This is a genomic window from Sphingomonas arenae (genome assembly GCF_016924655.1).
In the GTDB taxonomy this organism is placed as follows: domain Bacteria; phylum Pseudomonadota; class Alphaproteobacteria; order Sphingomonadales; family Sphingomonadaceae; genus Sphingomicrobium; species Sphingomicrobium arenae.
This window is the reverse complement of sequence record NZ_JAFFJU010000002.1, coordinates 462,772-486,534: the sequence shown is the minus strand read 5'-3', so window position 1 is coordinate 486,534 and position 23,763 is coordinate 462,772. Positions and strand designations below refer to the sequence as shown.

At 66.3% G+C, this 23,763-nt stretch carries 26 protein-coding genes and 2 tRNA genes; 17 read left to right on the top strand and 11 right to left on the bottom strand.

Going from position 1 to position 23,763, the window contains the following annotated elements; all coding sequences use genetic code 11:
- Positions 1–45 precede the first annotated feature (45 nt).
- The 3 genes from JT720_RS08505 to dgoD are packed head-to-tail and all read left to right on the top strand — an operon-like array spanning position 46 to position 3,422.
- Positions 46–921 carry an SMP-30/gluconolactonase/LRE family protein gene (locus JT720_RS08505; protein ID WP_205480782.1) on the top strand — a complete coding sequence of 292 codons (876 nt, stop codon included), beginning with the start codon at positions 46–48 and terminating at the stop codon, positions 919–921.
- Between the two features lie 51 nt (positions 922–972).
- A complete protein-coding gene (locus JT720_RS08500; protein WP_205480781.1) occupies positions 973–2,274 on the top strand; it encodes a family 1 glycosylhydrolase in 1,302 nt (433 codons plus the stop codon).
- Entirely contained in the window at positions 2,271–3,422 is a 1,152-nt protein-coding gene (dgoD, locus tag JT720_RS08495; RefSeq protein ID WP_237219830.1) for a galactonate dehydratase, read from the top strand. Before JT720_RS08500 ends, dgoD begins: the two co-directional genes overlap by 4 nt.
- A gap of 157 nt (positions 3,423–3,579) precedes the next feature.
- Here the strand turns inward: dgoD and JT720_RS08490 are convergent, their stop codons facing one another.
- Positions 3,580–3,888, bottom strand: a complete 309-nt coding sequence (locus JT720_RS08490) for a hypothetical protein (RefSeq protein WP_205480780.1) — start codon at positions 3,886–3,888, stop codon at positions 3,580–3,582.
- Between the two features lie 100 nt (positions 3,889–3,988).
- On the opposite strand from JT720_RS08490, the gene JT720_RS08485 reads away from it, so the two are divergent.
- Complete coding sequence (locus JT720_RS08485; RefSeq protein WP_205480779.1) at positions 3,989–4,906, top strand: aldose 1-epimerase; 918 nt, start codon at positions 3,989–3,991, stop codon at positions 4,904–4,906.
- Here JT720_RS08485 and JT720_RS08480 read toward each other — a convergent pair.
- A complete protein-coding gene (locus tag JT720_RS08480) occupies positions 4,903–6,444 on the bottom strand; it encodes a sensor histidine kinase (protein ID WP_205480778.1) in 1,542 nt (513 codons plus the stop codon). The two genes, JT720_RS08485 and JT720_RS08480, sit on opposite strands and share 4 nt — an antisense overlap.
- A 97-nt stretch (positions 6,445–6,541) precedes the next feature.
- Between JT720_RS08480 and JT720_RS08475 the strand changes: the two genes are divergently transcribed.
- Positions 6,542–7,327 (top strand): ZIP family metal transporter, encoded by a 786-nt coding sequence (locus JT720_RS08475; protein ID WP_205480777.1) that lies wholly within the window; start codon positions 6,542–6,544, stop codon positions 7,325–7,327.
- A gap of 34 nt (positions 7,328–7,361) precedes the next feature.
- Positions 7,362–8,108 (top strand): energy transducer TonB, encoded by a 747-nt coding sequence (locus tag JT720_RS08470; protein ID WP_205480775.1) that lies wholly within the window; start codon positions 7,362–7,364, stop codon positions 8,106–8,108.
- Here the strand turns inward: JT720_RS08470 and JT720_RS08465 are convergent.
- Both JT720_RS08465 and JT720_RS08460 read right to left on the bottom strand, forming a co-directional pair.
- The gene (locus tag JT720_RS08465; RefSeq protein WP_237219831.1) at positions 8,105–9,712 is read right to left on the bottom strand and encodes an MFS transporter; all 1,608 of its coding nucleotides are present in this window, start codon (positions 9,710–9,712) and stop codon (positions 8,105–8,107) included. The genes JT720_RS08470 and JT720_RS08465 overlap by 4 nt on opposite strands.
- Before the next feature lie 90 nt (positions 9,713–9,802).
- Positions 9,803–10,291 carry a DUF3833 family protein gene (locus JT720_RS08460; RefSeq protein WP_272873199.1) on the bottom strand — a complete coding sequence of 163 codons (489 nt, stop codon included), beginning with the start codon at positions 10,289–10,291 and terminating at the stop codon, positions 9,803–9,805.
- A gap of 103 nt (positions 10,292–10,394) precedes the next feature.
- Between JT720_RS08460 and JT720_RS08455 the strand changes: the two genes are divergently transcribed.
- From JT720_RS08455 to JT720_RS08435, 5 genes are all read left to right on the top strand, one after another.
- On the top strand, positions 10,395–10,880 hold the full coding sequence (locus JT720_RS08455; protein ID WP_205480770.1) for a DUF805 domain-containing protein: 486 nt from the start codon (positions 10,395–10,397) through the stop codon (positions 10,878–10,880).
- A 46-nt stretch (positions 10,881–10,926) separates the two neighbouring features.
- Positions 10,927–11,010 (top strand) — tRNA-Leu (locus JT720_RS08450).
- A gap of 49 nt (positions 11,011–11,059) precedes the next feature.
- Complete coding sequence (locus tag JT720_RS08445) at positions 11,060–12,265, top strand: AI-2E family transporter (protein WP_237219832.1); 1,206 nt, start codon at positions 11,060–11,062, stop codon at positions 12,263–12,265.
- A gap of 42 nt (positions 12,266–12,307) precedes the next feature.
- Positions 12,308–12,384 (top strand) — tRNA-Asp (locus tag JT720_RS08440).
- A gap of 46 nt (positions 12,385–12,430) precedes the next feature.
- Positions 12,431–13,126, top strand: a complete 696-nt coding sequence (locus tag JT720_RS08435) for a DnaJ domain-containing protein (RefSeq protein WP_205480767.1) — start codon at positions 12,431–12,433, stop codon at positions 13,124–13,126.
- A gap of 3 nt (positions 13,127–13,129) precedes the next feature.
- Here the strand turns inward: JT720_RS08435 and JT720_RS08430 are convergent, their stop codons facing one another.
- The 5 genes from JT720_RS08430 to JT720_RS08410 form a co-directional block, all read right to left on the bottom strand.
- On the bottom strand, positions 13,130–14,251 hold the full coding sequence (locus JT720_RS08430) for a cell wall hydrolase (protein WP_237220040.1): 1,122 nt from the start codon (positions 14,249–14,251) through the stop codon (positions 13,130–13,132).
- Positions 14,252–14,296: 45 nt separating this feature from the next.
- Positions 14,297–14,521: a DUF2842 domain-containing protein gene (locus JT720_RS08425; protein ID WP_205480765.1), complete on the bottom strand. Its 225-nt coding sequence runs from the start codon at positions 14,519–14,521 to the stop codon at positions 14,297–14,299.
- Complete coding sequence (locus JT720_RS08420) at positions 14,518–15,108, bottom strand: 5-formyltetrahydrofolate cyclo-ligase (RefSeq protein ID WP_205480764.1); 591 nt, start codon at positions 15,106–15,108, stop codon at positions 14,518–14,520. Before JT720_RS08420 ends, JT720_RS08425 begins: the two co-directional genes overlap by 4 nt.
- A gap of 153 nt (positions 15,109–15,261) precedes the next feature.
- Positions 15,262–15,585, bottom strand: coding sequence for a cell division protein ZapA (locus tag JT720_RS08415; protein ID WP_205480763.1), 324 nt, complete (start codon positions 15,583–15,585; stop codon positions 15,262–15,264).
- A gap of 3 nt (positions 15,586–15,588) precedes the next feature.
- On the bottom strand, positions 15,589–15,762 hold the full coding sequence (locus tag JT720_RS08410; RefSeq protein ID WP_205480762.1) for a hypothetical protein: 174 nt from the start codon (positions 15,760–15,762) through the stop codon (positions 15,589–15,591).
- 137 nt (positions 15,763–15,899) lie between these two features.
- Between JT720_RS08410 and tkt the strand changes: the two genes are divergently transcribed.
- The 6 genes from tkt to JT720_RS08380 all read left to right on the top strand — a co-directional run bounded on the left by tkt (position 15,900) and on the right by JT720_RS08380 (position 22,260).
- Positions 15,900–17,888 (top strand): transketolase, encoded by a 1,989-nt coding sequence (gene tkt, locus JT720_RS08405; protein ID WP_205480761.1) that lies wholly within the window; start codon positions 15,900–15,902, stop codon positions 17,886–17,888.
- Positions 17,885–18,892 carry a type I glyceraldehyde-3-phosphate dehydrogenase gene (gene gap / locus JT720_RS08400; protein ID WP_205480760.1) on the top strand — a complete coding sequence of 336 codons (1,008 nt, stop codon included), beginning with the start codon at positions 17,885–17,887 and terminating at the stop codon, positions 18,890–18,892. Before tkt ends, gap begins: the two co-directional genes overlap by 4 nt.
- Positions 18,893–19,003: 111 nt before the next feature.
- Entirely contained in the window at positions 19,004–20,209 is a 1,206-nt protein-coding gene (locus tag JT720_RS08395) for a phosphoglycerate kinase (protein ID WP_205480759.1), read from the top strand.
- Positions 20,210–20,220: 11 nt separating this feature from the next.
- Positions 20,221–21,120 (top strand): fructose bisphosphate aldolase, encoded by a 900-nt coding sequence (locus tag JT720_RS08390; RefSeq protein ID WP_205480757.1) that lies wholly within the window; start codon positions 20,221–20,223, stop codon positions 21,118–21,120.
- 111 nt (positions 21,121–21,231) lie between these two features.
- The gene (gene thiE / locus JT720_RS08385) at positions 21,232–21,912 is read left to right on the top strand and encodes a thiamine phosphate synthase (RefSeq protein ID WP_205480756.1); all 681 of its coding nucleotides are present in this window, start codon (positions 21,232–21,234) and stop codon (positions 21,910–21,912) included.
- Positions 21,913–21,972: 60 nt separating this feature from the next.
- The gene (locus tag JT720_RS08380; RefSeq protein ID WP_205480754.1) at positions 21,973–22,260 is read left to right on the top strand and encodes a hypothetical protein; all 288 of its coding nucleotides are present in this window, start codon (positions 21,973–21,975) and stop codon (positions 22,258–22,260) included.
- A gap of 5 nt (positions 22,261–22,265) precedes the next feature.
- Here the strand turns inward: JT720_RS08380 and JT720_RS08375 are convergent, their stop codons facing one another.
- Positions 22,266–22,937, bottom strand: a complete 672-nt coding sequence (locus JT720_RS08375; protein WP_205480752.1) for an HAD family hydrolase — start codon at positions 22,935–22,937, stop codon at positions 22,266–22,268.
- Positions 22,938–22,963: 26 nt separating this feature from the next.
- The gene (locus JT720_RS08370) at positions 22,964–23,740 is read right to left on the bottom strand and encodes a DUF72 domain-containing protein (RefSeq protein ID WP_205480751.1); all 777 of its coding nucleotides are present in this window, start codon (positions 23,738–23,740) and stop codon (positions 22,964–22,966) included.
- Positions 23,741–23,763: the final 23 nt, after the last annotated feature.

The window sequence follows — 23,763 nt, the reverse complement described above, 5'->3', positions numbered from 1 at the left end:
GGCTCCGCTGTTTTTGTGCGTCGAACGTCGCTATTCCACGCGCCCATGATCGCGGACTCGCAAGTGCGCTGTGTTGCCGACGTGCACGCCATCCTGGGTGAGGGGCCCGTGTGGGTGGTGCGGGAGCGCGCGCTCTACTGGGTGGACATCAAGGGCCGGAAGATCTTCCGGCTGAGCGAGGACGAGCAGCTGACCAGCTGGTTGGCCCCCTGGCGGGTGGGCTCGCTCGCGCCGCGGGAGAGCGGCGGATTCATCGCGGGGACGGAGCATGGCTTTGCCCACATCCACCCGGAGCTCGACCATTTCGAGCTGATGTTCGATCCCGAGGAGGACCGGGAGACCAATCGCTTCAATGACGGCAAGGTCGATCGGCACGGGCGGTTTTATGCCGGAACGATGGACGATGAGGAGAAGGAGGCGACTGGCGCCTTCTATCGGCTCCACACGAATCTCACCTGTGCCCGGGTCGACGACGGCTATCGGGTAACCAACGGCCCGGCCTTCAGCCCGGACGGCAAGCTGATGTACGCGAACGATAGCGCGCTGCAGGTGACCTACGTCTTCCACGTCGCGCCGGATGGAACACCGCTCGCCAAGCGCGAGTTTGCGCGGTTCGAGGACGGGCAGGGTTATCCCGACGGGATGACCGTGGATGCGGAAGGCTGCCTGTGGATCGCCTTCTGGGACGGCTGGTGCCTGCGCCGCTTGTCGCCCGATGGAGAGATCATCGGCGAGGTGAAGGTGCCCGTGGCGCGTCCCACCAGCTGCGCGTTCGGAGGATCGTCGCTGGATCGGCTGTACGTCACCTCGGCAAGCATCGGCTTGTCCGAAAAGGAACTCGAGACGCAACCGAACGCGGGCGGGCTCTTTCTACTGTCACCTGGCGTCCAGGGCATTGCCGACCGCCCGTTCGCCGGCTGACGATTTCACCACCCAGGCACGAGCCCCAAGGAGGCCGTCATCGCTAATTTCATGTTTGCCACCGGGATTGAGAACAGCATCCCGACCATCCACAACGGCAAGACCCGGGTCGACCAGATGGAGGCCAGCGACCACTATCGGCGCTGGCAGGAGGACTTCGACTGCGTCGAGGAGATCGGCATCCAGTACCTCCGCTTCGGTCCGCCGCTGCACCGGACGTTTCTGGGGCCGGGCCGCTACGACTGGGAGTTCGCCGACCTTACGCTGAACGATCTTCGGAGGCGGGAGATCACGCCGATCGTCGACCTGTGCCACTTCGGGGTTCCGGACTGGATCGGCAACTTCCAGAACCCCGACTTCCCGGACCTGTTCGCCGGCTACGCCTCCGCCTTCGCCGAGCGTTATCCGTGGATCCAGCTGTACACGCCGGTCAACGAGATGTTCATCTGCGCGGCCTTCTCCGCGAAGTACGGCTGGTGGAACGAGCAGATGAAGACGGACCGCGGGTTCGTCACCGCGCTGAAGCACCTCGTCCGCGGCAACGTGCTGGCGATGATCGAAATTCTGAAGCGGCGGTCGGACGCCATCTTCATCCAGTCGGAAAGCTCGGAATACTTCCACGCGGACTCGCCGGCGGCGATCGGGCCAGCGGAGGTTCTGAACTCCCGACGGTTCCTCAGCCTCGACCTCAACTACGGGCGGCGGGTCGACAGTGAGATGTACGAATATCTGATGGATAACGGGATGACGCGGGAGGAATATCACTTCTTCCTGCACAACCGCCTGAAGCAGCACTGCATCCTCGGGAACGATTATTATTGGACGAACGAGCACCGGGTACACGCCGACGGGCGGACGGAGGCGGCGGGCGAGACGTTTGGCTATTCGGAGATCACGCGGCAGTACCACAACCGCTACCGGCTCCCGATCATGCACACGGAGACCAACCTGCGCGAAGGCCCGACCGGCCAGGAAGCAGTGCAATGGCTGTGGAAGGAATGGGCCAACGTGCTCCGGCTCCGCAACGTGGGCATCCCCACGGTAGGCTTCACCTGGTATTCGCTGACCGACCAGGTCGACTGGGACACTGCGCTTCGGGAGAAGAACGGGAACGTGAACCCGCTCGGCCTCTATGACCTCGACCGGAACATCCGCAACGTCGGGCGGGCCTACAAGCAGCTGATCAAGGACTGGCGCGACGTGCTGCCGGCGTCCTCGGTGTGCCTGGCCGTGCCGGTGGTCCCGCCGGGCGAAGCCTGCTGGCCGCCGCGGGGCGATCGATCGTCCGAACCCATCGACAAGGGACTCAGCATGCCGCCACAGCAGGCCGCCAACTCGGAGGCCGCGGAATGATCGGCGAGCTGACGATCGACCGGATCGAGACCTTCCTCGTGCCACCCCGCTGGGTGTTCGTGCGCATCGAGACAAAGGAGGGCGCCGTCGGCTGGGGCGAGGCCAGCCTGGAGGGGCATGGCGAAGCCGTCCTCGGCGCATTCGAGGCGATCCGCGATCGCTTCCTGGGGCACGACGCGCGGCGCATCGAGGATATCTGGCAGATCGCCTATCGCGGCGGATTCTATCGGGGCGGCCCGGTGCTGATGAGCGCGCTGGCCGGCTTCGAACAGGCCTTGTGGGATCTCAAGGGCAAGGCGGTCGGACTGCCGGCCTGGGAGATGCTGGGTGGCCGCGTCCGGGATCGCGTTAGAGCCTATGCGTGGATCGGCGGCGATCGTCCCGACGAGATCGAGAGCGCGGCCGCATCCCGCAAGGGCCAGGGCTTCTCCGCGGTGAAGATGAATGCCACGGCGGAGCTGGACTGGATTGGCACTCCCAAGCTGTTCGATGACGTCGTCAGACGGGTCCAGGCGGCGCAGGCGCAGGGCATGGATGTCGGCCTCGACTTCCATGGCCGCGTGCACCGGCCCATGGCCAAGCAACTCGCCAAGGTGCTGGAGCCCTTGGGCCTGCTCTTCATCGAGGAGCCCCTGCTCAGCGAGAACCCCGAGGGCCTCGCCCAGATCGCCGAACTGACCTCTACGCCGATTGCCTTGGGCGAGCGGCTCTACTCGCGCTGGGACTTCAAGCCGTTCTTCGAGAAGGGCGCGGTGGACATCATCCAGCCCGACCTCAGCCACGCTGGCGGCATCCTGGAGTGCCGCAAGATCGCCGCGATGGCAGAAGCCTATGACGTAGCGGTCGCGCCGCACTGCCCGCTGGGACCGCTAGCCCTGGCATCCTGCCTGCAGCTGGCAGCCTGCACGCCCAACGTGGCCATTCAGGAAATGAGCCTCGGCATCCACTACAACGTGGGCCACGACCTCTTGAACTTCATCACCGATCCCGAGGTGCTGACCCCGCAGGACGGCTACCTGCCGATCCCGCAAAAGGCTGGACTAGGAGTCACGATCGACGAGGCGGCCGTGCGGGACGCCGCCAGGGAAGGGCACCGCTGGCGCAACCCGGTTTGGCGGCAGCATGACGGCAGCTTCGCCGAGTGGTGAGTGGGCGCAGCAGAGCCGGGTGCATCACTCCCGCCTGGTCGGGAGTTCGTCCCGCACCCTTTCAAACGACGAACAGCTCGGAGATGGATCCCCGCCTTCGCGGGGATGACGAGGTACGCGCGGGATGAAAAAGAACGCGCGGGGATGACGAGAAGGGCTAGGCCGCTCGCTTCTTTTTCGGAGCTCGCTCGAACTTGACCTTGTCGAGCTCCTTCGCGAGCCGCTCGATCTCGGCGGCATCGGGCGAGGTGCCGTTATACTTCGCCTCCAGCTCCGCCTCGCGCGCGCTCAACTCGCGAAAGTAGCTGATCGACAGACGGCGACCGAAGACGTCGTCGCCGCGCATCTTCAGTTCCGGCTCGGCATCGTCCGGCAAGCTGTCGCGAATGGCGACCAATGTCGTAATCAGTCGATCAAGCGACGTATGATCGCTGATCTCGATGAAATCCTTGACGCGAGACCGCATCCTGACCTCCCCAACCCGTCCGGGGTGATTGCGCTCGACTAATTCCGGGCGCAACCGCTTTATGAAGGTCCTTGCACGCGGCGATCTTGCCGCGTCCTGAATGCAACAGAAGCGCGGGGTTCAGATTATGGTGTCAGCAGAGCAGCTTGTTCTTCACGCCGGTTCGCTGGAGCTGACTCTAAGTCCATCGATCGGCGGCTCTATTCGCGACTTCCACTTTGTTCAGGGCGATGGAGCCAGGCTGCCGATCACCCGCCCCTGCATCGCGGACGCACCAGGGGTGCTCGACATGGCCAGCTTCCCACTTGTCCCATATGTGAACAGAATTCGCGGAGGCGCCTTCACTTTCCGCGGTCGGGACGTGCGACTCAGCCCCAACATGCCGGGCGACATCAGCCCCCTGCACGGTCAGGGGTGGCTGGCTCCCTGGAGCGTCGAATCGGCGGGTGACCGCGATGCCATCCTGCGCTTCGTTCATCCCGCAGGCGAATGGCCATGGTCCTACGAGGCCGTCCAGCACTTCCAGCTGGACGAAGGTGGACTGACTGTGTCGCTCCGCTGCCGCAACACGAGCAGTGAGCCGATGCCGTGCGGGCTTGGGCAGCACCCCTACTTTCCCTGCGGGCCGGACACCCGCCTGGACACTCAAGTCCAAACCGTCTGGACGATCGACGAGCACGTGCTGCCCGTGGAACAGATCCCCGCCAGCGGACGGTTCGACCTCCGGAACCGAAAGGTCTGCGGCCAAGGGCTCGATCATGGGTTCGGTGGCTGGGGGGGCGAGGCGCGAATGAGCGACCCAGCCTGGCCGGCGGACGTGGTCCTGTCCTCACCCGCGGCCCGCTTCTTCCAGCTCTACTCTCCCGAAAGTGGGGGAATCTTCGTCGCCGAGCCCGTCAGCCATGCCAATGCAGCGCTGAACGCGCCGGAGGAGGATTGGTCGACCCTCGGGATCGAGGTGCTTGAGCCTGGCCAGCAGGCCGAGCTGACGATGCGACTGGACGTCGTGCCGCGCTAGGCGGGCTCGACCTCCCGGCTGGAGGTCTGGAGGACCGACTCCCCCTCGATCAACGGCAGGCGGATGCGCGCGACCAGACCGGTCGAGTGGAACTGCATCTCGCCTGTTCCGCGCAATTCATAAGGAACACGGCGCGTGATCAACTCGGTCCCGAAGCCCTGTCGGACGGGTGTGTCGCCGAGTTCGAGCCCCTCTTCCACCCACTCGAGCGTAAGCCAGTCGCTGCTCTCTGCAGAGCGGCGCTTCCACCGGATGGTCAGCTGGCCTTCGGCGGACCCTAGCGCCCCATATTTCACACTGTTGGTCGTGAGCTCATGCAAGGCGAGGGTCAGCACTTCGGCCGACTTTGGCGCGACGCGGATATCCGGTCCGGAGATGCGGGCATCCCGCTCCCGTCCCGGAGCCTGCGAGTGCAATTCTTCGAGGATCATGTTGCGCAGGTCGACGCCGGTGCCGGGGTCTCGGGTGAGCAGCGCCTGGGTCCTTGCCAGAGCGCTAATCCGCCCCTCCAGATGCTGGGCGTAGTCGCTGACGCTGCGACTGGTCTCCCCCGTGCGGCGGGCGATGGAGCGGATCATCGCCAGGATGTTGCGGACGCGGTGCTGAAGTTCGGCGAGCAAAGTCGCCTGCCGCATCTCGGCCTGCTTCTGCCGCGTGACGTCCTGCGAGATGCCAATCCACCGTTCGACCGATCCGTCAGGTGCAAAATGCGGCACCACCACGGTGGCGACCCAGATCCACCCGTCCGGCGTTCGAGCGCGATATTCCCCTTCATAGCGGGCATAATTGTCCCTTGCCGCCTTCATGCCTGCGGCGACAGCAGCGCGATCCTCGCGGTGCACCAACTCGATCAGCTGCGTCTGGTCGAACGTGCCGCTCGGTTCGAAGCCGAAGGTTCGGGCGATGGTCGACGAATAGCGCACCTGTCCGCTCGCCTCGTCGATCTCCCAGGCCAGGATCTGCGCGGATTCGGTCGCGAGCCGCAGCCGCTCCTCGTTCGCGGCCAACGCCGACTGCGTGCGTTCAACCTGCTCGATGCTCTCACGCAGGTGCCGCTCGGCGAGCACGCGGCCCGTGGTCTCGATGAACATGGAAAGGAAGCCGGCCACGCCGCCCTCGTCGTCACGCAGCGGGATCCAGCTTCCGCTGAACCAGCCTTGGGGCCGGTCGACTCTCGCGGGGAGATGAAAGAGTTCGTCTTCGAACGCCCAGCCTTCTCCCGCTAGAGTCTGCGAAAGCGGTTCCTCCAGACGGTCCATCAACTCCGGCCAGACACTCCGGAACGGCTGGCCGAGCACGGGTTGGCGCTTCCCCGCGAGCAGCGGCGCATAAGCGTCGTTGTAGAAGGAAATGAGCTCTGGCCCCCAGCCGACATAGGCCGGCTGGGGCGAGGCCAGCATTAGCTCCACCGCAGTGCGCAATGCCGAGGGCCAGCTTTCCCGCGGACCGATCGAGGTCGAGCTCCAGTCGAATGCGCGCACCCGGCGAGCCATCTCGGTCTCTCGGCCGGGCCATTCGGAAACAAGCTGGCGTGCCATCGCGTGTCCACCCTCGGGTTAAGCCATCCTAGACCATCGGGCGCACGGCAACGAGTCCCACGTCTTGGCAGCAGCCGGGACTCCGCTATGAGGCCGCATGGACTGGATGCTGATCGGTGCGGGCACGCTTGCGAGTTTCCTTGCCGGCCAGGCCACCACTCTCGGCGCGCTCCCCGTCTTCTTCATGCGCGGAATGTCGGTCCGGACGCAGAATGCTTTTCTGGGGTTCGCCGCGGGGGTGATGCTGGCGGCTTCCTTCTTCTCGCTGATCATTCCGGGCCTTCGAGCCGCGGGGGACTTGCACGACGGCAGCAAGGTCATCGCCGCCCTGATCGTCGGAACCGCCATCCTGTTGGGCGCCGGCACGCTCCACCTGCTGAACCGCGTTGCACCGCACGAGCATTTCATCTCCGGACCGATGGCCGGAGCGGAGAGGTCCAAGTTGTCACGCATCTGGCTGTTCGTGATCGCCATCAGTCTCCACAACTTCCCGGAAGGGCTCGCGGTAGGTGTGAGCTTCGGCAGTCCGGACCAGACAGCCGGCTTCGCGACCGCCACGGGCATCGGGTTGCAGAACATCCCCGAAGGACTGGCCGTCGCGCTAAGCCTGGCCGCGGTGGGCTATGGCCGGTTCTTCTCGTTCGTGGTGGCTGTCCTGACGGGCCTGATCGAGCCGCTCGGCGGGTTCCTCGGCATCTCGGCCGTGACGGCCTCGAGCGAGTTGCTGCCTTGGGGGCTGGGCTTCGCGGGTGGAGCCATGATCTGGGTCGTCTCCAGCGAAATCATTCCCGAGACTCACCGCGACCGTCAGGAGGGTGTCGCAACGGGTGCCCTGATGGTGGGGCTGGCCGTGATGATGAGCCTGGATTGGATCTTCGGCTAGGGAGCCGCGGCGCGCGGATCGCGTTGGTTCGGTGATGGAACGATCCTCGCTCAGCGGCAGGGACAGGGGCGTGGCGATGCTCGGCGTTGCGGTGGTTCACGCGCTGATCCTGCTTGCCGTCCTTGCCTCGGGTGGTTCCGGGCAGGGCGTGGACGAGCTCAGCGCGCCACCGATCGAGATCTTCGACGTGGAGGAGCCTCCGCCTCCACCCCCGCCGGTGCAGCCACCGCAGGAGGATGCGTCGCCGGAGGAGGAAGGGGCAGCCAGTCCGCCGAACATCCGCAGCGAAGCTACGCCGGTCGTCGTGCCCGAGCCGGCCCTGGAGGTCCCGCAAGAGACTCCGGTGGTGGCGACTCCCACGCCTGGAGCAGGGAGCGACGCAACCCAGGGTGCAGCGCCACTACCCGGGCCGGGCACCGGCGCGGGCGGAGTGGGCACGGGCACGGGGAGCGGCGGAAGCGGTGCCGGTCCGGGCGGCGGCGGTAGCGGAGAGGGACAGCGTCCATCGGTGATCCGACGCACGACCTTGCGCGGCCGGGACTACCCCCGCGCGGTCATCCAGAACTGGCCCAGTCGGGCGCCGGTGTTCGTCCGGGTCCGGGTCCAGCTCGACGGACGAGCGACGGATTGCACGGTTGACCGCTCGAGCGGCGACGCAGTGGTCGATCAGTGGACCTGCCGCTTGGTCGAGCAGAAGGTCCGCTTTCGGCCCGCGCGCGACGATCAGGGCCGACCATATGTCGACTGGTATGGCTATGTGCAGAGCCCGGTGAACTTCTAGTCGATCCGGCGGCCCCGCGTTTCGGGCAGGAACAGCAGGGCGACGACGACGCTCAACGCGGTGAAGCCCACCGCATACCAGAGGCCCGCAAAGATATCGCCCGTGATGGCTACGATCGCGAAGCTGGTCACCGGGAGGAAGCCGCCGACCCAGCCGGTCCCGACATGGTAGGGCAGGGACATGGCGGTGTAGCGGACCCGGGTCGGGAAGAGCTCCACCAGTGCCGCCGCCTGCGGGCCGTACAGGGCGCAGGCCGAAGCCACGAACACGAACAACCAGAAGGCCAGCCGAACGAAGTCGATCTGGCCGGGATCGGCTGCCGCGGGGTAGCCGGCGGCGGTCAGTGCGGCCCGGAGGCGCTCCGTCTGGGAGGTCTTGAGCTCCTTCAGGTCGGCGTCCGACAGGCGCTCGCCGCCGGGGATCGCCACCCGCTCGCGCCCGACCGCAACAACCGTGCTGCCATCCGGCGACGTCGCGGTCTGGTGCTTGAGCCCTTTCGCCACGAGCAGGCTCTTGGCGATGTCGCAGGCGCTGTCGAACCGCCGCGTGCCGGCCGGATCGAACTGGACCGCGCAGCTGTCGGGAGCGGTGTAGACGGTGATGGGCGTGACCTGCTGCGCCCGGGCAAGCGCCGGGTTCGCGGCTTCCGCAATGGCGTGGAAGCCCGGGAAATAGGCGACCAGGGCGATCAGCATGCCCACGATCATGACCGGCTTGCGGCCGACCCTATCGGACAGCCAGCCAAAGAAGACATAGAGCGGCGCGGAAACGATCGTCATCACCATGACAATCAGGTTCACCGTCGCTCCCGGAACCGCCAGCGAGCGTTCCAAAAAGACCTGGATGTAGAAGAAGCTGGTGTACCAGACCGCGCCCTGCGCGCACATGATGGCGAAGAAGGCGATCAGCACCAGCTTGAGGTTGTCCCGCTGGGCGAAAGCCTCGCGGAGCGGGGTCTTGGTCGTTTCCCCTTCTTCCTTCAGCTTCTGGAATGCCGGACTCTCGTTCAGCTTGGTCCGCAGCCAGACCGACGCGATCAGCAGCACTAGCGATACCAGGAAGGGGATACGCCAGCCCCAAGCGGCAAAGTCCGCCTCGCCGAGCGCGGTACGCGTGGCGAAGATGACGGCAAGCGCCGCGAGCAGGCCGAACGCGGCGGAGGACTGGATCCAGCCGGTCGAGGCGCCGCGGTGATCGTCCCGAGCATGCTCGGCGACGTAGATCGCTGCGCCCCCATACTCGCCGCCCAATGCCATGCCCTGCAGGATGCGAAGGAAGATCAGGAGGATTGGCGCGACGATCCCAGCCTGTTCATAGGTCGGCAGCAGACCGATCGCGAATGTCGCTCCGCCCATCAGGCTGACGGTCACCAGGAAGGTGGCCTTGCGGCCGACCCGGTCCCCCATGGCCCCGAAGATGATCGCTCCGAGCGGCCGGAAGGCGAACCCGGCGGCGAAGAGGCCCAGAGCGGCGATCAGGGCCGCGGTGCTGTCGAGCCCGGTGAAGAACACCTTGGAGATGACCCCCGCCAGCGCTCCGAAGATGAAGAAGTCGTACCACTCGAACGCGGTCCCGGCCGAGGATGCCGTAACCACGCGCGCCATCGACCATGGTCTGTCCGTCGAGTGATGCGGCATGACTTCTCCCCCTTGTGCCCGCTTTGTGGATAGCGGCGCGGCTCGCAGGCGCAAGCGTCAGGGAAGCTTGCGAATCCTCTCGTTCACCCTGGCGACCCGAAGGCCCCATTTGCGGACTTCCAGGTGATTGAGCAGGGTGCCGTCCGATTGCAGTGCGAGTTGCTGCCGAACTGTCAGGCCATCCTTCATGGCATAGTGCACGCTCGCACGCGGGCCGTCGGTGGTGATGTGCACCGGTCCTACCGCCTCCGTCAGGGTTCCGGTGTAGCGGTTGGGACCGACCGGACGAATGGTCCATGTCCGTGTTCGAGGAGCGTCTCCACCCTGCCGAATGCGCTGGGTGAGCACGAGCTCTCCGTTCGGGCGACGAGTACCGGTGCTTGCCACCTCAAGGCGAGCGGGTGCGGCGAAGACTCGGTGGAAGGTGCCGACGCCTCGTGACGAGTTCTCGAAGAAGTCGATAGGACTGAACTCGGACCCGCTGTCGGCCGGAAGCAGCACGGCTGTTGCACAACCGGAGAGGGGCACAAGAGCAAGCAGGACCATCAGGCGCATGTCAGTTCAACGCGCGATCACGGTTGTCCTTTCCCCGGCTTGCGGTCGGGAAAGAAGGTGTTAGCTTCGCGCGTCTCAACAAGGGGGAAATGGAATGACGCCAATGGATTGGGCGATGCGCCCGCTGAAGCGCTTCGCGGAGTTTTCGGGCAGATCGCCGCGGGCCGAATATTGGTGGTTTTACCTCGGCTACATCGTGTTGTCCGTCCTGCTGAACATCATAACCAACATCAGCGCCATTCTTGGGATGGTTCTGAGCCTTGCCTCGCTGGTGCTGATCATCCCCTTCATTGCTGTCGGGGTGCGCCGGCTGCACGACATCGATCGCACCGGCTGGTGGCTGCTCGCGCCCGTCGTGCCCTACGCATTGGGCTTCGCAATGATCGGCACTGCGGTCTTCACGAATCCGGAAGGCATTGCTGCCAGCGGGGGCTTCGGCGTCGGCATGATCTTCTTCGGCATCGGCCTTATCCTGGCGCTCGTGGTGTTCGTGTTCACGCTCCTCCCCGGCACCAAGGGCTCAAACCGCTACGGCCCTGACCCGTACGGACCCGACAACCTCCACGAAGTCTTCGCCTGAGCGAAGCCATTGCCGCCGCGGGCGCGCGCCGCTAGTCAGGCGGCGGGCCCCCGTGGCGGAATGGTAGACGCGATCGACTCAAAATCGATTGTCGCAAGACGTGTCCGTTCGAGTCGGACCGGGGGCACCATCACGGAACAGCGCTGGCACCCGGCCGTGCGCGTGATATGACGTTCCTCATGGACGTTCCCGCAAGCCGGAAGGACAGCGACGAGCTGCACGACGAGGCGTCGGCGATTGCCGAAGCCATCGCCATCAAGCGCGACCGCCTGCTCGCATCCCTGGTCCTCATTGCGGGGGCCGGCTTCGTCGTGTCGCTCCCGTTCGCACTGCGGGCCGGGGCGGAGTTCTTCCTTCCGGTGACGGCGGCGCTGGTGATCGCCATCGCGCTGGTCCCGCTGCTGGAATGGTTCGAGCGGCGCGGCGTACCGTCCGCGTTGTCCGCCGGCCTGTGCGTGATCATCTTCCTGGCGATCACCGCATTCGCGGTTCTCTCGATCGTCATTCCGGCCATCGACTGGGTCGCGTTGCTTCCGGAACGCATCCACCGCGTCCGCGAGGCGCTGGAGCCCGTCCTGAACCTCTACCAGTCGCTCGAGCGGTTCATCGACCGGATCTTCGCCGCGCTGCCGTCGTCCGAAACCGGTGGGCGCACAGTGCGCATCGAAACCCCGAACTCGATGCTCGGGCTGCTCACCACGTCGGCTCCGCACGCCCTGATCCAGTTGTTCTTCGCCCTGCTCGTGATCTTCTTCTTCCTGTCGGGCTGGACGGCGATGCGGAAGAGCACGATCACCCGGCGCGGCAGCTTCGAGGGGGCCATGACCACCGCCAGGGTCATCCAGCAGGTCGTGGCCGCCACGTCGACCTACATTGGCACCATCACCCTCATCAACGTCAGCTTAGGAGCGCTGATGGCGGCGATCCTCTGGTGGCTGGGGATGGACTCTCCGCTCATGTGGGGCGGCATCGTCGCGGTGCTGAACTACATCCCCTATCTCGGGCCGATCGCGTCCGCCCTGCTGCTGGCGGTCGGCGGCCTCATTACCTTCGCGGATCCGTGGCAGGCCATCCTGCCGCCGGCGATCTTCATCGGCCTGCACACCATCGAGGCGAATGCGATCACTCCGCTGATCGTCGGCAAGCGGGTGCACATCAACCCGCTGCTGATCCTCCTGTCGCTGAGCTTCTGGGCGTGGGTGTGGGGGACTACGGGCGCATTGCTCGCCATCCCGCTCCTGATCATCCTCAAGACCATCTTCGCGGCAGCCGGCACCCCCGATATCGCGGGCTTTCTGTTCGAACACGGCACCCTGACGCACGCGGGCGAGGAGGATGACGGGGAGGAGGAAGAATCTCCACGGGGCGCGCAACAAGCCGGTTGACGGGCTCGGCTGCCTCCCCTAGTGCCCGCGCCACGCCAAAGCGCGGGTGTAGCTCAGTCGGTTAGAGCGCCGGCCTGTCACGCCGGAGGTCGCGGGTTCGAGCCCCGTCACTCGCGCCATTTTCCCCATCTTTGCGAGTGCCGGGCGAGCCCCTAGGGTGGCCGCGTGGGGGACGTCGCATCCGCTTATGCCGTGCTCGGGCTCGGACCGGGAGCCGATCGCAAGGCGGTCGAGGATGCCTATCGCCGCCTGATGAAGCGCCACCATCCGGATCGTGAGGGTGGCGACCCGAACCGGGCTGCCGAGATCAACGACGCTTACGCCCTGCTTCGGGGAGACACGGCGACGCCCAGTCCCATCCAGCTGCGCAAGCGCCGGGCACGCAAACGCACACTCTTCTGGCTCCCTGTCGTGATCGTCGCAGCCGTCTTGAGTGCAGCCCTCTGGTGGCTGCCTCGGGACACAGGTGCCGCCCGGATACTGTCGGCGGGCCCGAGCGGCAGTGCGGCGGTTCCGCTCGCGCCGCAAACCCCCGGGCCGCCGAGTTCGGTTGATGAGGACGCGATCTCCGCTGCGGTCGATCAAGCGGTGGCTTATGCCGAGGCGCAGAAGTGGAAGGATGCCGAGGGCTATGCCGCCACTTGCGCCGCGGACTTCGCGCGGCTCGGCGGGCGGTCGCTGCTGGACCACTGCGTCGCTTTCGAGCGTGCTTTCGCACTTCTGCAAGGCGGGGCGCAGGACAAGCCTACGGACTACTCGGCCGCCGCGGACGCGCTGATGGGGACGCATGTGCTCGGGCAGGCCCGGATCCGGATGGCGGCTCGCCGGGCCGAAGACCGGCTCGCGCGAGGACAGCCGTAAGAGCTACTGCGCGCCGGGTGCTGTCGCCGGCGCGGACGTGTTCGCGGGCTGAGCGCCCAGGCCCTTCTGCTCGGCACCGCTGCCGGTCAGGGCCCAGTCGAGGTTCGACGAGCGCTGCTCCCGCTCCACCACGAGGTTCTCGGTCGCCTTGCGCGCCGCGACCTTTGCGGCCGGCGATGCGCGCAGCGATACCCGGGTTTGACCTTTAGGCCCGATCTCCGCATCAACCAGCTTGGCAAGTTCCGGCGGAAGCTCCTGCTTCAGCTTCGCTTCCGCCACCGTGTCGTTGGGAGCCAGAGCGGCGTAACGGGCCTCTGCGGCGAGCGCGTTGCGGCGCAGCGCGGCCGGGTCCGCTTCGGAAGTAGCATAGCGCTGGCCGAAGGCCGCCGGCTGGCCCCAACCGCCCGACCACCGATAGAAGATGTGCGTGCCGACGACCGCCGCCTTGACCAGCGACGAGGCCCAATAAGGGACGACATAATTGGTGTGGTAGTGCGTGGCGTTGCCGACGGGCGCGTAGACGGAGCCGTCGAGGGCCGCCTTGGCAACCTCCCGCGCACGGTTCCAGTAGGACTGCATCGGCGCCCGGTTCAACGACCCGTCACAGGTGAAGGTGAACTGGCAACCGGTCGGGCGCTCGTGCCCCTGGTAGACGACCCCGCAAACGCTAGCCGGATAGGCTGGATGCCGGACACGGTTCAGGACCACCTGCGCGACCGCGCGCTGTCCGTCGGTCGGCTCCGTCGCCGCCTCGTAGTAGATGGCCTCCGTCAGGCATTCGAGCGCGCGGGAGTAGGTTGCTGTGTTGCCGGCCGAGAGGTTGAACGGCCTCGCGGCGGGGTTCGGTCCTCCGGCAACCGGGATGGCGGCATTGATCTGCAGGGCCTGGTCGGGCGCGACCGCCTTGACCAGCATCGGCTCGGGCGTGGGCGGCGGCGCTTCGGCCAGCGCCCGCTCCTCCGGCGTCAGCAGGCGCGGCAGCGAACCGGCCGGATCCGCAACAACCGCAGCGGTCACGGTCAGCAGGAGCGCGGCAACGGCACCCGCGGCAGAATAGCGCGGGTTGGAGCGCACCCAATGGAGCGCTTGCCGGGCCACGTCCGGCCGCGTGAGAGTTGCAGACAAGGTCATAAGCTGAGGTGTATTACTTAGGCAAATCACCAACGGATTTCAAGTCCGGGTACGATCTGCCCGCCAGCGGCCGGTCTCGCTCCAGCGCAGGACCGGCTTCAACGGCAGCACCCAGATGATCCCAGCGACGGTATAGAAAAGTGCCTGAACGAGGGCTGGCCAACGGCTCACCGTCCCGGCCAGGCTCGCGACCAGCCCGGCCCATACGATGATGATGGCCATGATCAGGAAGATGCCCGCAACCGTCCGCCACCGTGAATTCATGCCTTGAACTCCTGCAGTCCGCCGGGCGAGGCGAAGGCATCGAGAGGAATGTCCCAGGGATCGGGACGGAGCGCTCCGTCGAGCAGCTGGAAGTCCCAGCCGACCCCCACCAGGGTCGCGCCGGCCTGTCGCAGACCGGGCAAGGCCCGGTCGTAATGCCCCTTGCCCATGCCGATGCGATTGCCGGCGCGGTCCACCGCGATCAGCGGCACCAGGACGAGGTCGGGCGAGACGGTGGGTGCGGACATCTCCGGCTGAAGGATGCCCCATGGTCCCGGATCGAGCGGCTCCCCCGCCCGAAACGTCATGCGGGCGTCCCGGTCGACGAAGGCGGGGAGGACGGCGGTCTTGCCGATCGCCTGGGCACGGCGAAGGGCCGGCAGGGTGCTGACCTCGTCCTTCATGGGGAAGTAGCCGGCAACGACCGTCGCCTTGAACAGCAGTGCTTCGAGCACTTGCGCGAGAGCGGCTTCCAGAGCTTCGCGGGTCTCGGGCGCAAGGCTTGCGGCATAGTCGCGCCGCCGCTGGCGCATGGCGCTGCGCAAGTCGGCCTTGTCGGGAAGGAAGGAGGGTGACGGGACCGCCATAAGGTCGTTGCTCAGAAATCCTCTGACGCCAACAACGTCAGGTGGGAACCATGTGATCCGGACCAGGGTCCGGGCAGGGACAGCTCCCTTGGATCGGGAATAGCCTCAGGGATATCGAAGAGCTCGTGCCTGACAGTACCCGTCGGAGCCTATCTAGGCGTTCGCGGCCTCACTCTCAAGGTGCGACGCGAGCCGTTCGAGCCGCTCCGCCAGCGCGTCGACCCGGCGAACCACCTGGGGATCGGGCGGCAGGGGCGGCGGCGGGGCAGTAACCCCGTTCTTCTCGATCATCTGGTCGGCCAGCAGCAAGGAAGCGAACAGCAGCTGGCGCGCCTCCGACAAGGCGCCCAGCCCGGCTAGCGCCTCCCGGCTCTTGGCGTCGACCATCTCGGCGGCGCGGCGGAGGTTCTGCTCCTCGCCGTCGCGGCAGGCTACGCGATAGCTGCGACCCGCAATGCTGAGTTCCACCTCGGCCATGGCTCAGGCCTCCGCCTTCTGGATGAGTTCGTCGAGCTGCGCAATCGCCGCCCGGACCTTTTCGCGCAAAGCCTCGTCCCGTCCGCGGCCATGGCTCGCCGTTTCCGCGATGCGTTCGATCCGGGCCAGTGCGCGCTCGGCGCGGACCAGCGCGGCTTCCAGTGCCTCTTGCGTCATGATGAAGCAGCTAGGCCTGTCCGCAGCCGCTCGCAAGCGGCGCGAAGGTTGACGCCTCTCGGCTCACCGCCCAAAGGGGCCTTCCCATCGGCCCTCCCCGACTCCGGTGCAGGGCTGCAACGATTTCTGGAGCCCCGATGCAGCCGACGCAGCGCCGCCTTGCCAATGCCATCCGCGCACTGGCGATGGATGCGGTGGAGACCGCCAACAGTGGTCATCCGGGCATGCCGATGGGAATGGCCGACGCCGCGACGGCGCTTTTCACACGGCACCTGAAGTTCGACCCGGCCGATCCGAAGTGGCCCGATCGCGACCGCTTCGTCCTGTCCGCCGGGCATGGCTCCATGCTGATCTACGCGCTGCTGCACCTGCTCGGCTACGAGCGGCCGACGATGGAGGACATCAAGCGCTTCCGTCAGCTGCACAGCCCATGCGCCGGTCACCCGGAGAACTTCGAGCTTCCCGGCATCGAAACCACCACCGGCCCACTAGGCCAGGGGCTCGCGACCGCCGTCGGCATGGCGATTGCCGAGCGCCACCTCAACGCCATCTATGGCGACGAACTGGTTGATCACCGCACCTTCGTGATCGCGGGTGACGGCTGCCTGATGGAAGGCATCAACCACGAGGCGGCCGGCCTTGCCGGGCACCTCAAGCTCGGACGCCTGATCGTCCTGTGGGACGACAATCAGATCACCATCGACGGTTCGACGGACCTCAGCCGGAACGAAGACGTGATGGCCCGCCATGCCGCGATGGGCTGGCACACCGTCGAGTGCGACGGCATGGATGGCGGCAAGGTTGGCCAGGCCATCGAGAAGGCGCTGGCCGATCACCGCCCGAGCCTCATCCGGTGCAAGACCATCATCGGCTTCGGCGCGCCCAACAAGCAGGGCACGTCCGCGACGCACGGGGCGGCCCTGGGCAAGGATGAGGTCGAGGCCGCCCGCAAGGAGCTCGGTCTCGAACCCGCCGAGTTCACCATTCCCGAGGACGTGCGCTCGGCCTGGCTCAAGGCGGGCGAACGCGGCCGGGCCGACCGCCTGGCATGGGAGCAGCGGCTGAACGCCAGCAGCCGCAAGGAAGAGTTCCTCGCCCGCATCAGTGGCAAGGCGGACCAGCGCTGGCTCAAGCCTTACGTCGATGCGCTGATCGCCAACCCGCCGACCGTCGCCACCCGCAAGGCGTCCGAGATGGCGCTGGAGGTGATCAATACGGCGATCCCTGCCACCATCGGGGGCTCGGCGGACCTCACCGGCTCTAACAACACCAAGACCAAGGCACTGCAGCCGCTGACGGCGGAGGATTATTCCGGCCGCTACATCTACTACGGCATCCGTGAGTTCGGCATGTCCGCGGCCATGAACGGCATGGCGCTGCATGGCGGCGTGATCCCGTACGGCGGGACCTTCCTGGTCTTCTCCGACTATTGCCGCCCCGCGATCCGGTTATCCGCACTTCAGCGCGCAAGGGTCATCTACGTGATGACGCATGACTCCATCGGCCTGGGCGAGGACGGTCCCACCCACCAGCCGATCGAACACCTGCAATCGCTGCGCTGCATGCCGGGCCTGCACGTTTATCGCCCGGCGGATGCTGTGGAGACGGCCGAGTGCTGGGCACTCGCCCTGCAGGACGACGGCCCATCACTGCTGGCGCTGTCACGTCAGAATCTGAAGCCAGTGCGGACCGAAATGGCCGACGAGAACCTTTGCGCGCGTGGAGCGTATCGCCTCCGTAACGCTGCGGGCGAGCGGAAAGTGATCCTGCTCGCCACCGGCTCCGAGGTGGAGATTGCGTTGGGGGTGGCCGAGAAGCTGGAAGCGCAGGGGATCGGTGCGGACGTCGTGTCCATGCCGTCGACCACGCTGTTCGACGCGCAGCCGGCGGACTACCGGGAGGACATCCTCCCGGACGTCTCCAATCGCCAGATCCTGCGCGTATCCATCGAGGCAGGCAGCACCATCGGGTGGGAGCGTTACACGGGCCTGCATGGCCTGCGCATCGGCATCGACGGCTTTGGCGCTTCGGCGCCCGCCAAGGACTTGTACGCCCACTTCGGGCTCACGCCGGACGCGATCACCGATCGCATCCTCGGCCACCTTGATCAAAGGGAGATGAGATGACCAAAGTTGCCATCAACGGGTTCGGCCGCATCGGTCGCCTGGTCGCGCGTGCCATCCTGGAGCGTCCGGACTGCGGGCTGGAGCTGGTCGGGATCAACGACCTCGCCGACGCCAAGTCGAACGCGCTGCTGTTCAAGCGGGACAGCGTCCATGGCCCATTCCCGGGCGAAGTTCGCGCCGAGGGCAACGACATCGTCATCAATGGCAAGCGCATTGCCGTCACCGCAGAGCGCGATCCTGCCAACCTGCCGCACCGCGAGCATGGCGTCGAGCTGGCGCTGGAATGCACCGGCTTCTTCACCTCCAAGGAGGGCGGCCAGAAGCACATTGACGCGGGTGCCAAGCGCGTCCTGATCTCCGCCCCGGCCAAGGGCGCGGACCTGACTGTGGTTTATGGTGTGAACCATGACAAGCTGACGGCCGAGCACACGATCGTCTCCAACGCCAGCTGCACGACCAACTGCCTGGCGCCGGTCGCCAAGGTGCTGAACGATGTCATTGGCATCGAACGTGGCCTGATGACCACCATCCACGCCTATACCAACGACCAGAAGATCCTGGACCAGATCCACAGCGACATGCGCCGTGCGCGGGCTGCGGGCATGTCGATCATCCCGACCACCACAGGCGCGGCACGCGCGGTCGGTGAGGTGCTGCCGGAACTCAAGGGCAAGCTCGACGGATCGGCCGTGCGGGTGCCGACGCCGAACGTCAGCCTCGTCGACCTGACGTTCACGCCCAAGCGCGACACGACGCTGGACGAGGTCAATGGTGCGCTGAAGGCCGCAAGCGAAAGCGGCCCCCTTAAGGGGATCCTCGCCTACACGGACGAGCCTCTGGTCTCGATCGACCTCAACCACAATCCGGCGAGCTCGACCGTTGACAGCCTCGAAACGGCGGTGCTCGAGGGCAAGCTGGTCCGCGTCGTCAGCTGGTACGACAACGAATGGGGCTTCTCCAACCGCATGGTCGACACCGCCTGCGCGATGGCGAAGCTGGGGTAGGGTAGTTGAAATCCGCTCGTCCTGGGCGGAGCGAAGCGAAGTCGAAGGGCGCCCTTCGACTGCAGGCCTAATGGCCTTCCGCTCAGGGCGAGCGATTTACAGGAACGACGATTGGCTAACTTCAAGACCCTCGACGACCTCCCCCCGGACCTCACCCGCAAGCGCGTGCTCGTCCGGGTGGACCTCAACGTGCCCATGCAGGACGGCGCCGTCAGCGACGCGACCCGCCTCAAGGCTGCACTTCCGACCATTCTGGAACTCTCGGATCGCGGCGCGATCGTGCTGCTGCTCAGCCACTTCGGCCGGCCCAAGGGTCAGCGCCGCCCGGACATGAGCACCGCCTTGCTGGTGAAGCCGCTGACCGACCTCACCGGTCGCTCCGTGCGCTTCATCGAGGATTGCGCCGGCCCGGACGCGGAGCGGGCCGTCACCACCATGACCGCCGGCTCGATCGGCGTACTGGAGAACACCCGCTTCCATGCCGAGGAAGAACAGAACGACCCCGAGCTGAGCCGTGCCATGGCGGCGCTCGGCGACTTTTACGTCAACGACGCCTTCTCCGCCGCGCATCGGGCGCACTGCTCAACCGAGGGCGTCGCGCATCTCCTGCCGAGCTTCGCCGGCCGGGCCATGGAAGCGGAACTCACCGCGCTCGAGAAGGCACTCGGCAACCCTGAACGACCGGTCGCGGCCGTCGTGGGCGGGGCGAAGGTTTCGTCCAAGCTCGCCGTGCTCGGGCACCTCGTCGGCAAGGTCGATCACCTGATCATCGGTGGCGGCATGGCCAACACCTTCTTGGCCGCGCGCGGGGTCAATGTCGGCAAGTCGCTCTGCGAGCATGACCTGACCGGCGAGGCCGAGAGCATCCTCGACCGTGCCGATCAGGCCGGCTGCACCGTGCACCTCCCGTACGACGTGGTCGTGGCGAAGGAGTTCGCCTCCAATCCGCCGAGCCTCCGCACCGTCAACGTGCACGAAGTCGCGCCTGACGAGATGATCCTCGACGTCGGGCCGGCCGCGGTCGAGGCGCTCGGCGACGCGCTCAAGACTTGCCGCACGCTCGTCTGGAACGGCCCGCTCGGCGCTTTCGAGACCCGGCCGTTCGATACTGCCACGGTAGCGCTGGCAAAGATCGCGGCCGCGCTGACCCAGGACGGCAGCCTGGTCTCGGTCGCAGGCGGCGGCGACACGGTCGCGGCGCTCAACCATGCCGGCGTGACCGACAGCTTCAGCTTCGTCTCGACTGCAGGCGGAGCATTTCTGGAGTGGATGGAAGGGCGCACGCTGCCTGGCGTTGCAGCCCTGATGCAGAACTGAGGGGAATGACCATGAACAACCAGCAGATGCGCGAGAAGATCGCGGCAGGGCAGGGCTTCATCGCCGCGCTCGACCAGAGCGGCGGCTCCACGCCCAAGGCGCTCAAGGGCTATGGCATCGAGGACGGCGCGTGGAGCAACGACGAGGAGATGTTCGGCCTCATCCACCAGATGCGCTCGCGGATCATCACCTCGCCCTGCTTCACGGGCGAAAAGGTCATCGGCGCCATCCTGTTCGAACGCACCATGGACGGCGAAGTCGAGGGCAAGCCGACCCCGCAGGCGCTGATCGAGCGCGGCGTCGTGCCGTTCATCAAGATCGACAAGGGCCTGGAGGACGAGGCTAACGGCGTTCAGCTGATGAAGCCGATGCCGGACCTCGACGCCCTCCTGACCCGCGCCAAGAGCCTTGGCGTTTTCGGCACCAAGGAGCGCTCGGTCATCAACCAGGCGAACGAAGCGGGAATCGCCGAGATCGTCGGCCAGCAGTTCGAGGTCGCCACCCAGGTGCTGCGCCACGGCCTGGTGCCGATCATTGAGCCCGAAGTGAACATCAAGAGCGCCGACCGCGCCGCCTCCGACCGCATCCTCAAGGACGAGATCCTGCGCCACCTGGATCGTCTGCCGGAAGGCAGCGAGGTCATGCTCAAGCTCTCCATTCCGGCGGAGCCCGGCCTGTTCCAGCCGCTGGTGGACCATCCCCGCGTGCTGCGCGTGGTGGCGTTGTCCGGTGGCTTCAGCCGCGAAGAGGCCTGCCGCGAGCTGGCGAAGAACCCCGGCATGATCGCCAGCTTCTCCCGCGCGCTGCTCTCCGATCTCCGCCACCAGATGAGCGACGAGGAATTCAACACCTCATTGAGCGGCGCCATCGACGAGATCCACGCAGCTTCGACCGACAAGGTTCCGGCCTGACCTGGTGCGGAACCACGCCCTTATTCCCGCGCAGGGGGGAATCCAGCTCTGGACGTTCCAGCGGCGCCGACGGCTGGGAGACGAACTCCCGCCTTCGCGGGGGTCACCGCCATGACTGACGACACCGACCTTCCCGACCTCTCCGGCTTTGCCGAGCGCTTCGAAGCGGACGGGCAGGGCCCCTGCCGGCTCTACCTGATCAGCCCTCAGCAGGTGGGCGGCGCGTTTCCGGACCGGCTACGCGCCGCGCTCGAACCCGGGCTGGTCAGCGCCTTCCAGCTTCGGGTGAAGGACGTTGACCAGCATGAGCTCGCCCGATTGGCGGAGCCGCTCCAGGCGATCTGTGCCGAGCGGGAGGTCGCGTTCATCGTCAACGACAGCGTAGCCCTCGCCAAGCGGATCGGGGCCGATGGCGTTCACCTCGGCCAGGGTGACGGCGACCCGCGCGAAGCCCGCGCCATCCTGGGCCCTTCCGCCCAGATCGGCGTGACCTGTCACGACAGTCGCCACCTCGCCATGGAAGCGGGGGAGGCCGGCGCCGATTATGTGGCGTTCGGGGCTTTCTATCCGACCAGCACCAAGGAGACGGAGCATCGGCCGGAGCCCTCCATCTTGAGCTGGTGGTCCACCCTGTTCACCATCCCCTGCGTGGCAATCGGCGGCATCACCCCGGCCAACGCCCGGCCGCTGGTCGAAGCCGGAGCGGACTTTCTGGCCACCTGCTCGGCAGTGTGGGGAGAGGACGATCCCGCCGCCGCCGTCGCCCGGTTCGGCCCGCTGCTCGCCCGCTAGGGGAACAGCCAGGCCTCTCCTCGGGTTCTGCCTTCAAGTCGTTCAGACATGGAGGTTTTCATGACCAAGCAGCCGATGCAGGCCGATGGCGGCGCGACCCGTCGAGAGATGGCGGACGAAAATGGCGAACTCGCGTCCCGCCGCGATGACGATCAGGCTGGCGGCCTGCAAAATACCGGTGAGTCCGGCGGCGGAGCCTATCCGAATCCGCACACAGGCAAGGGTGACAATCCGGACGGTCCCGACAAGTTCGGCGGACACGGTGGACAGACCCGCATTGATTACCACGGCGGCGGCCAGCTCGGTGAGGAGCAGCCGACCGGGACCCCGAACTCGCCGACGGAGTAGGTGGCCTATACGGCTTCCTCGATGCGGCTGAGCGGCGAAGCATCAAACCGCGCGAGCAGGGCTGCGACATCGTCATAGATGGCGATCGCGCCCTGCAATGCCGGGTCCGAGAACCCTCCCGAGCGAACCGCGATCGCCTGCATGCCCGCACGGCACGCTGCCTGGATGTCATACGGTGTGTCGCCGATCACCAGCGCCTCCGGCGCCGGCACTCCCAGCTTCTCGCGCGCTGCTTCGAAGATGTCGGGACACGGCTTGCTGCAGCCGACGTCGTCCGCGCTCGTGTAGCCGTCGATGACGTCCTTGCAGTCCAGTAATGTCAGGTAGTGCTGGAGCTCCGGCCCGGACGCGGATGACGCCAGGGCGACCTTCATGCCCTCGTCCTTGCAGCGTCGCAACAGCTCCCGCGCACCGGGGAACGGGCGCACGGCCGAAAGATAGTCCTGCTTGTAGATGCGGCCGTGCGCGTCGCCGAGCCGCTCCGCTTCAGCGTCCGATATGCCCGGCAGCAAGGACGGCACATAATTGTCCGATCCCTTGCCGACCTGATCGTGCAGCGTCTTGCGATTGAAATCATGACCTGCCTCGCGGAACGGCCGGTCCCACGCGAGCACGTGATAGTCGTTGCTGTCGACGAGCGTGCCGTCGATGTCGAACAGGATGGCGGTATAAGGCATGGCAAGCCCAACGCCCGCGTTGCGGGTCAGGTCCCAGCGCCCGCTTGCAGCCGCCCCAGAGCGATTTTCAGGGTGCGGGCATCTTCCAGCGCATGACCATGGATGTCGTTGTTGAAATAGGCCCAGCAGCTCCGTCCTGCCTCGCTCTGCCGAAGCAGCCACTCCGCCCATCCTCCCATCTGCTCTGGTGAGTAGCGGCCCCAATATTTGCCCCCGGTCCCGTGAAAGCGCACGTAGGCGGTCCGGCCGCTCACCCACTTCGGTGAGATCAGCCCGGCGAGGTCATGCGCCACGAAGCCGATGCCATGGCGATCCAGCAAGGACAGGACCTCCTCGTCGTACCAGCTGGCATGGCGGAACTCGACTACGTGCTCGAGGTCGGAAGGGAGCCGTTCTAGGAAGGCGGCCAGCCGCCCGTCGTTCCGGTGCAGACTTGGCGGCAATTGGTAGAGCAATGGACCAAGCGCGGGCCCAAGCGGTCGAACCAGCGCAATGAACTGCTCGAGCGGCTCCTCGCAGTCGAGCAGCTTCTTGTTGTGCGTGATGAAGCGATTGACCTTCACCGCATAGCGGAACCCCGGCGGCGCCTTCATCCGCCAGCCCTCGAAGGTGCTGGGCAGGGGCAGACGGTAGAAGCTCGCGTTGATCTCGACGGTGTCGAACTCGGTTGCGTAATGCTCGAACCAGCGCTTCTGCGGCAGACCAACCGGGTAGAAGATTTCCTTCCAGTGCCGGTACACCCAGCCCGAGCAGCCGACATGAACGGTCTGTCGGGGCTCGCGGGAAAGAAGCGCCGTTTCCATCGTTACGGACCCAACAGTTCGCT